We start from the raw sequence: 2,275 nt of genomic DNA, 5'->3' as shown, positions 1-2,275 counted from the left end.
GTATCCGCCCTATGAACTACATGTTTGATTTATGAGCCATAATCTTATAGTTCTGCGGATAGAGGTCTTTCAGGTTCTTATGGTTTATGGTCATGATATTTTCCAGTGTATATTTGAGCCATTGGAACGGGTTCACCTCATGCTTTTTGCAGATTGCAAAGAAGGAATAGATCATTGCGGCCCGCTGTGCAGCCTCATGGCTTCCGGCAAACAGGTAATTTTTACGGCCCAGGCTGATTGGCCTGAGTGCATTTTCGACCGGATTGTTATCGATGCATAGATTCCCGTCATACAGGTAGGCCGACAGTGCATCCCATCTGGCATAGGCATAGGCCATGGCTTTGCCGATCTGGCTTTTGGGCAACGTGTTCTTCAACTCTTCAAAGATCCATTTACCCAGCCCGTTGATTACCGGCAGCGATTCGGTGAGCCGGAGTTCCTTGAAGGTACCGGCATCCATCCCCGCCTGCTTTGCCCGGCGCTCCACGGCATAGAGTTTCTGTATTTCCGATAAAGCGTGTGAAGCCCTTTGGCGGTCATTGTCCAGCGCCTTTTCAAACTCCCTTCTTGCATGGGCCCAGCAGGCCAGGTGGGTGATGCCCTCTTTATCGCCGTATTTCCGGTAGACCCCGTAACCGTCGGTCTGCAGGTACCCCTTGAAGGTGTCCAGCAGCTTCTCTGCGGCTGCTTCCCCGCGCGTGGGCTGGTAGTGGAACAGCACCATGCCATCCAGCGGACTGTGGTATACCCAGTACCAACCCCGGTGGCACGCCCCCTTTTTATCGCTTTCCAGCACTTTTATCGGCGTCTCGTCCACCTGTAAATAACCTTTTGTCTTTGTATCGAAAAGCAACTGCTCGTAAAGCGGATGTAATTTGATGAGCGCTTCCTTTGTCCAGCCCTCGATGGTGGAGGAGGGTATCTGTATGTTTTCCCGAGCGAAGCGCTGCTTCTGGCGGTACAGCGGGAGGTGATCCATATATTTATCGGTCAGGATCAGTGCCAAAAGGCCCGCTCCCGGGATACCTTTGTCTATGACCCGCTCGGGGAGTTCGCCGATTTCCACCCCTTCCCCGTTCTTGGCGGCATACTTGTAGCGGATATAGCGTCTGATGTAGAACCTCGCCGGTTCGCATTCAAGTTCTTCGGTGATTTCCTTACCGATGCAGACCATGTCCGACAGGTCACCCCCGGGATGGATCTCGATCTCTTCTACCGGTAAGTGCTCAGGGAGTTTCGCACGCCCTTTATGGTTCGGGCGTTTGCGGGTGTACTCGATCTTTTCCCTGATTGCTTCCTGCTGCTGCTCCACCGCGGCGGGTTCCGCATCGAAAGGCAGGGATGTCTGGTTGGGATCGCCCTCAAAGCGCTCGCGCTTCTGGCCGAACTGCATCCGCCGGTACATGGCAAGCTGCGATTCCAGGTATTCGATTTTCTCATCACGGCTGGAAATAACCCGTAAAAGATCCTCTTTCGATAAGTCTTCCAGTGCCGTTTGCATGGCATAAAAATACAAATTACCGACGGGTTACGCAAGCAAAAAACGATGTTTATCGCCGTTTCAGACCACTTTTTTTAACGTGAACCGGTGCCGTCTGCGGCTCTTCTCCACAACGATCCCCTCAACCATCAGCACCAGCTCGCTCCAGTCGATCTCACTGCCCGGTGCACTGATTTTCGGCAGCGGGAAGGTGCCCCCCTCCAGCCTCTTATAATACAGTACGAAACCGCCGTGCTCCCAGTGAAGCAGCTTCATATGCGTACGGCGGCGGTTCAGGAACACGAACACATCGCCGCCCGTGGCCCCGCGCCCAAGGCCCGTGGACACCAGCCCGCAAAGCCCGTCGAAACTTTTCCGCATATCGCAATGGCCGCCGTACAGGTAATAACGGTGCGATGAACCCAGCGAAAACATCACGCAAGGGCAATCAGCCTGGACAACAACCCCAGATCGGCCGACGGAACTTCCAGCCGCACACCATTGGCATAGATAACCGATAAAACAGGATGGCCTGCCGTCCTGGGTGGACCCATCGGAATAAAACTGCCATCCCCGCCGGATTGATCCTCTTTCCAGCGGGCAATCCAGTAACTGAACTTGCTTAAACTCACACCATGTTGCAGACAGAATTCATTCCGGGTCAAACCGCTCTCGCGCCACTGGCGGACAAGGGTGAACATGTAGGCTCTACGCTCTTTCATTTCAATAATATTTTGGGCGTAAAACTACAGACAGTCAATCAATCTGGAAATATGTGGTTGGTCGGGCGGATAC

At 53.4% G+C, this 2,275-nt stretch carries 3 protein-coding genes; all 3 read right to left on the bottom strand.

Annotated elements, in window-relative coordinates; all coding sequences use genetic code 11:
- Window positions 1-16: 16 nt before the first annotated feature.
- Genes tnpC through tnpA form a run of 3 tightly spaced genes read right to left on the bottom strand, consistent with a single transcriptional unit; the run spans window position 17 to window position 2,202 of the window.
- The gene (gene tnpC / locus IEX60_RS24640; protein ID WP_188754057.1) at window positions 17-1,501 is read right to left on the bottom strand and encodes an IS66 family transposase; all 1,485 of its coding nucleotides are present in this window, start codon (window positions 1,499-1,501) and stop codon (window positions 17-19) included.
- A gap of 60 nt (window positions 1,502-1,561) precedes the next feature.
- Window positions 1,562-1,861 carry an IS66 family insertion sequence element accessory protein TnpB gene (gene tnpB / locus IEX60_RS24635; RefSeq protein WP_229717786.1) on the bottom strand — a complete coding sequence of 100 codons (300 nt, stop codon included), beginning with the start codon at window positions 1,859-1,861 and terminating at the stop codon, window positions 1,562-1,564.
- A gap of 53 nt (window positions 1,862-1,914) precedes the next feature.
- A complete protein-coding gene (tnpA, locus tag IEX60_RS24630; RefSeq protein ID WP_188754055.1) occupies window positions 1,915-2,202 on the bottom strand; it encodes an IS66 family insertion sequence element accessory protein TnpA in 288 nt (95 codons plus the stop codon).
- Window positions 2,203-2,275: the final 73 nt, after the last annotated feature.

The sequence above is a fragment of the Parapedobacter defluvii genome (genome assembly GCF_014642075.1).
Lineage (GTDB): Bacteria > Bacteroidota > Bacteroidia > Sphingobacteriales > Sphingobacteriaceae > Parapedobacter > Parapedobacter defluvii.
The sequence above is the reverse complement of the archived record's forward strand: the minus strand, read 5'-3'. Positions and strand labels throughout refer to the sequence as shown.